Source organism: Mesorhizobium sp. M7A.F.Ca.US.002.01.1.1 (assembly GCF_004022955.1).
Lineage (GTDB): Bacteria > Pseudomonadota > Alphaproteobacteria > Rhizobiales > Rhizobiaceae > Mesorhizobium > Mesorhizobium ciceri.
The window spans coordinates 1-5,390 of the sequence record NZ_RZQE01000409.1 but is presented as its reverse complement, the minus strand read 5'-3'; the positions used below and the strand labels follow the sequence as shown (position 1 = coordinate 5,390).

Annotated in this window: 6 protein-coding genes; 5 read left to right on the top strand and 1 reads right to left on the bottom strand. The window is 62.9% G+C overall.

Annotated features, from left to right (window positions below; genetic code table 11):
• The 4 genes from EN932_RS39130 to EN932_RS28105 form a co-directional block, all read left to right on the top strand.
• The coding region (locus EN932_RS39130) for a dihydroneopterin aldolase (protein ID WP_128369230.1) at positions 1 to 1,365 on the top strand (1,365 nt) is incomplete at its 5' end.
• A gap of 3 nt (positions 1,366 to 1,368) precedes the next feature.
• Entirely contained in the window at positions 1,369 to 1,920 is a 552-nt protein-coding gene (locus EN932_RS28115; protein ID WP_013532041.1) for a flavoprotein, read from the top strand.
• Positions 1,913 to 3,307, top strand: coding sequence for a DUF6513 domain-containing protein (locus EN932_RS28110; RefSeq protein ID WP_127369511.1), 1,395 nt, complete (start codon positions 1,913 to 1,915; stop codon positions 3,305 to 3,307). The genes EN932_RS28115 and EN932_RS28110 overlap by 8 nt, the downstream gene beginning before the upstream one ends.
• Positions 3,308 to 3,311: 4 nt before the next feature.
• Positions 3,312 to 3,902 carry a DUF447 domain-containing protein gene (locus EN932_RS28105; protein WP_024504386.1) on the top strand — a complete coding sequence of 197 codons (591 nt, stop codon included), beginning with the start codon at positions 3,312 to 3,314 and terminating at the stop codon, positions 3,900 to 3,902.
• 20 nt (positions 3,903 to 3,922) lie between these two features.
• On the opposite strand, the gene EN932_RS28100 is transcribed toward EN932_RS28105, so the two are convergent.
• Positions 3,923 to 4,960, bottom strand: a complete 1,038-nt coding sequence (locus tag EN932_RS28100) for a hydantoinase/oxoprolinase family protein (protein WP_127369510.1) — start codon at positions 4,958 to 4,960, stop codon at positions 3,923 to 3,925.
• Positions 4,961 to 5,004: 44 nt separating this feature from the next.
• On the opposite strand from EN932_RS28100, the gene EN932_RS28095 reads away from it, so the two are divergent.
• Positions 5,005 to 5,390, top strand: a 386-nt coding sequence (locus tag EN932_RS28095; protein ID WP_245483338.1) for a HisA/HisF-related TIM barrel protein, incomplete at its 3' end; no start/stop codon positions are given.

The following is a 5,390-nucleotide window of genomic DNA, read 5'->3' as shown; positions in this document are numbered from 1 at the left end:
GAGCGTATTCCGGGATTCGTCGATCGAACGAAATCGCTCGGTCTGATGGTCGGCCTGAGTGGATCGCTGGAAGCTCCGGACATTCCGCGCCTATTGCCTTTCGCTCCCGATTTTCTCGGCTTTCGGGGGGCGCTGTGTGGCCATTCCGGTCGCACGAGTTCGATCAGCGCCGAGGCGGTCTCGCGGATTCGCGAGTTGATCCCAGCGGAATCCGGGACCGGCGATCAATCGAGTATCGACTATCGCCTGTTGGCAGCGAGAGGCTATTCGCCGGACACCGACCCGACACTGGGCACGGACAGGATTTTTGTGCGGGATTTTGTTCTGCCGGTCCAGATCGGTGCCTACAGCTTCGAGCATGGCCATACTCAAAAAGTGCGCTTTGATGTGATCGCCGACGTGCTGCAAATCACCGACCATCCCGAGGACATGCGCCATGTGTTCTCCTACGACATCATCATGGACGGCATTCGCACCATCGTCGCGCGGGGCCATATCCAGCTCAGCGAGGCTTTGGCCGAGCAGGTGGCAGCGCACGTGCTGGAGAACCAGCGTGTCGTGCGCGTCACGGTTAGGGTCGAAAAGCTCGAGCTCGGCCCTGGCGGCGTCGGCGTTGAGATCGAACGCAAGCGCCAATCGGCGGGACGCGGTGCTGCCTCCGGCATTGCTGGCCGAAAAGACCGAAGCGTTGTTTTCCGGCCGCGCCAGGAGCGCCCCGAAATGCTTCGACGGGCCATCGTCAAGCTTGGCGGCAGCACGGCCCATGCGGCGGAGATGAAGAGCTGGATCGCAGCGCTGGCGGGTTCCAGGCTGCCGATCGTCATCGTGCCCGGCGGCGGGCTCTTTGCCGATCATGTGCGCGAGACGCAGACCAGCATGGAGTTTTCCGACACCGCCGCTCATGCCATGGCGATCCTGGCCATGGAGCAGTTCGGCCATGTCATCCTCGACCGGGACGAAAGGCTGGCGCCGGCACGGTCGCTGGACGAGATCGGGCGAGTGTTGGAGGCGGGGAAGATTCCGGTGTGGCTGCCGTCGTCACTGGCACTGGCGGCGCTGGATGTTCCGGCCTCCTGGGACATTACCTCCGATTCTCTGTCCGCCTGGCTTGCCGGCAAGCTTGGCGCAAACGCGCTGTTGCTTGTCAAGCAGACCGGTGCATTCTTCGACAGCGATACCGCTGACAGCCTGAGGGCCCGAGGCATTGTCGACCCAGGCTTTGCCGCCATGCTGCCCGACGGCATCGATTTCCATCTCGCCGGTCCGAAGGATGCTGCCGGGGCCGGCGCGATGCTCGCGTCGGGCAAGCTGCCCGGCATCCGGATAGTGGCTTCAACAGGGTCGTCGGCAAAGAAGGCGGGATAGCCGATGGTGAAGCTGCATGTGCCGCGCTGGGCGTGGGTTTTGACGGGTTCCGGGCATTTTTTTACGGAGAGCTTCGCACTTGTTCGCCAGCTCGAACATTGCGATGTCTTCGTGTCTAAGGCCGCCAACGAAGTCCTGCGCATGTACAAGCTTAAACTTGATTTCCCGGAGACGACGCGCGTGCTGCACGACAAGACCGCAAGCGCGATCCCGGTCGGCGAATTCTACCACGGTGTCTATCACACGGTCGTGGTGGCGCCGGCCACTTCCAACACGGTCGCCAAATGCGTGCATGGCATTTCCGACACGCTCGCCACCAATGTCTTTGCTCAAGCGGGAAAGTGCCGTGTGCCAGCCATCGTCTTTGCTTGCGACACCGCGCCGGAACTCGAAACCCAGGCACCGCACGGGCTGGTCAAGGTCTATCCGCGCAGGATCGACCTGGAAAATACCAAACAGTTGAAGAGTTTCGAGCGGACCCTGGTGGTCGAGTCGCTCGCTGATCTCGAAGCCTCGCTCACACGGCGCCAGGCCGAACTCGCAAGCGATGGCTGAGCGGCTGGTTTTTCTTACCGGCCATCTGGCCAAGGCGCGGCTGGAACGGCTGCTGACCGGGCTGGGCAGAACCGAATTCGCGTGGGAAATCGTCGACGTCGGCGTCAAGGTCGCCGCGCTGATGAGCGAGGACATCGTGAAGCGTCGGCTCACTCTGACAGGAGACGTCGACCGCGTCATCCTGCCCGGACGCTATCGGGGAAACATCGAACACCTGTCGGAGCATTTCGGCGTGCCCTTTGTGCGCGGCCCCGACGAGATCGCCGACCTTCCGGCCTTCCTTGGCCGGGTGGGCAAACCGCCGGATCTGACGCGTCACGATATGCGCATCTTCGCCGAGATCGTCGATGCGCCGATGCTGTCGGTCGAGGCCCTGATGGCGAGGGCCTCGATGCTGGCTGCGACCGGCGCGGATGTCATCGATCTGGGCTGCCTGCCGGAGACGCCGTTTCCGTTGCTGGCTGAGGCAGTGCGGGCACTCAAGGCACAGGGGTTTGTGGTCAGCGTCGATTCGGCCAGCGCAGACGAACTGTCGATCGGTGCGCACGCCGGCGCGGACTATCTTCTCAGCCTCGATGAGAACACGCTGCCGTTGATCTTCGACCATCGGGCTACGGCAGTGTTGATACCCTCCATCCCCGGCGATCTGGATTCGCTCGGCCGGGCGATTACCGCGGCACAAAAGGCCGGCGTCGCCTTCATTGCCGATCCCGTGCTCGACCCGATCCATTTCGGCTTCGCCGTTTCACTCGGGCGCTTCATCGAGGCGCGGCGCCGTTGGCCGGACGTCGAATTGCTGATGGGCACCGGCAATCTCACCGAATTGACCGACGCCGACAGTTCCGGCGTTACAGCCGTGCTAGCGGGGCTCTGCTCGGAACTCCGGATCCGGAACGTGCTGGCGGTGCATGTCAGCCCACACACGGTGCGCACGATCGAGGAGCACGATATCGCCCGCCGCGTCATGTTGGCTGCTTGCACGGACGGCGCGTTGCCGCGCGGCTATCACCCAGGCCTGTTGCAGGTCCACGATCGCAAGCCTTTCACAGCCTCAACCGACGATATCGAGGCATTGGCGGCCCAGGTGCGCGATGCCAACTTCCGGATCGCGGTAGCGGAGGACGGCATCCATGTTTTCAATAGCAAAGGGCATGCGGTTGCCACGGATGCGTTCGAACTTTTTGCCGGGCTGGACGTCAACGCCGATGGCGCACACGCTTTTTACCTCGGCGCGGAACTGATGAAGGCGGAGATCGCGTGGCGCCTCGGCAAGCGTTATGTGCAGGACGAGCCGCTCGCATGGGGCGTTGCCGCGCCGGCACCCGAAACCGACCGTACCCGTCTTGCCGAGCCGGGCAAGACGCTCCGCGCAAGGAAAGAGCACTAGGACCATGCCCTATATTCGCGAATCGATCATCACGACGGTCAACAAGGCAGGCAACGTCCACATCGCGCCGATCGGCATCATTGCCGAGAATGACGGTTGGGTTATCGCGCCGTTCCGGCCGTCGGTCACGCTCGACAATCTCGCCGAAGTGCCGTTTGCCATCGCCAATTATACTGACGACGTGCGTGTCTTTGCCGGCTGCCTGACAGGCCGCAAGCATTGGCCAACCGTTCCGGTTGACGGGTTCCCGGTGCCGAGGCTCGAGGCGGCGCTGGCGTATTCGGGCCTCGAAGTCCAGGCGGTCGATGACAATGGTGTGCGCCCCCGCCATTTCTGCCGCGTGGTGCGGGAGGAAACGCTCGCGCCGTTCACCGGCCTCAACCGAGCCAAGGCGGCGGTGCTTGAGCTGGCCATCCTGGTCAGCCGGCTCGGCATGCTGCCGCGCAACAAGATCGAGGCGGAAATCGCCTACCTTTCGATCGCCATCGAAAAGACGGCAGGCGACGGTGAAAAGGAAGCCTGGGGCTGGCTGATGCAGCGTGTCAGCGATCACTTGACCGCCAAAGGTTCGGATAGCGAGGACCCGCGAGCATAGGCGCGAGCGCCGCAACCTGCTTACGAAGGATATCCCGCCAAAAGCGCCACTGCGGACGCGGGTGCCGCGCTGCTCGCTTGCCCGCGAACAGTGTCATCGGCGGGGATGATGTCGGCGAAATCGATATAACTGCGTTCCATGCGTTCGGCCAGCCGCCTGATCTGCCAGCGACCGCTTCCGGCGCCGACGATCGGGATATCCCGAGACAGGGTTCCGGCAACCAGCGCCGCTGCATCGTGCACTTTGCGCAGTTGCTGCTCGCTGAACCAGCGCGCGACGTCACCCCATTCCGGCGGGGTGAGGTCGGTGGCGTCGCGCCCCACCATGCGCGCCAGCCGCGCGATCGAGCCGTCCACAGTCTTTTCCTTGCCGTCGGCGGGAGGGTGCCTGTCGTCGTCCTCGTCGAGCACGCCCAGGATGCGGTGAGCGTCGGCGATCGAGGCGAAATATTCGTTCATCAGCGGCGTTAGCCTGCCACGGACGGGAGCCGACGAGGCTACGCCGAACAGGAATGTCCTGGTAAAGCCGGTATAGACCAATTCGCCGGTTAGAAGCCGTCCGGCATCGGTGTAGCCGTCATTGGCCACGGCGCCGTTCTTGATGGCGATAATATCGGTGGTGGTGGAGCCCATGTCGACGAACAGGGCATCGCCGGCGAGTTTTGCCACCAACAAGGCTGTCGCGTGCCAATTGGCGGAAGCCACATCGGCGGTCAGCTGCGCTGCCCGCTCGACTCCGACGAAACCGGATGGTCCGGCATAGACCAGCTTTTTGTCTGCGGGGAAATGGGTGGAAATCTGACCCAGCAGAGCCGCCACGCCGGCATCGCGGGACGGAAAGATGTCCGACAGTTCGCCCGTCATGGTGAATGCGTTGAGATCCGCACCCGCGTAGATCGGAGCCGTTTCGTCGAGGGCTGAAGCCAGCTTGTCCAGCCCTTGCCAGAGCGGCGTTGCGATCGTTACCGCCTCGACGATGCGACCGTCTTGTGCGCGGGTCACCTTCAGATGCGCGCCGCCAATGTCGAAACCGGCAATGATGCCCTTTCTTTTTTCCACGCTTCAAGCTTTCATGACGGGGGCAATTGGTCGGTGAAAAAGCGTTGCGTATCATTCCGGTTCTCGACCTGAAAGACGGCGTGGTGGTTCGCGCCCAGCAGGGAAAACGCGATCGCTACAGGCCGATCGTTACGCCGCTCAGCCGAAGCCCTGATGTGGTCGCGGTCGCTGAAGGACTGCGTGGGCTTTATCCTTTTTCCACCTTCTACATCGCAGATCTGGACGCTATCGAAGGCGGAGCGCCAAACAGCGACGCACTCGCCCGGCTGAGGACGATGGCGGAGCCGCCGAAACTTTGGGTCGATGCCGGCGTGGCCGACGAAAAGACACTTTTGGCGGCGCTTGCCGAACGCTCGCTGTCTCCTGTTCTGGGCTCTGAATCGCAGCGAGACGACATGTTGCTGCGGCGTTTTCGCGATCATCCCGATCT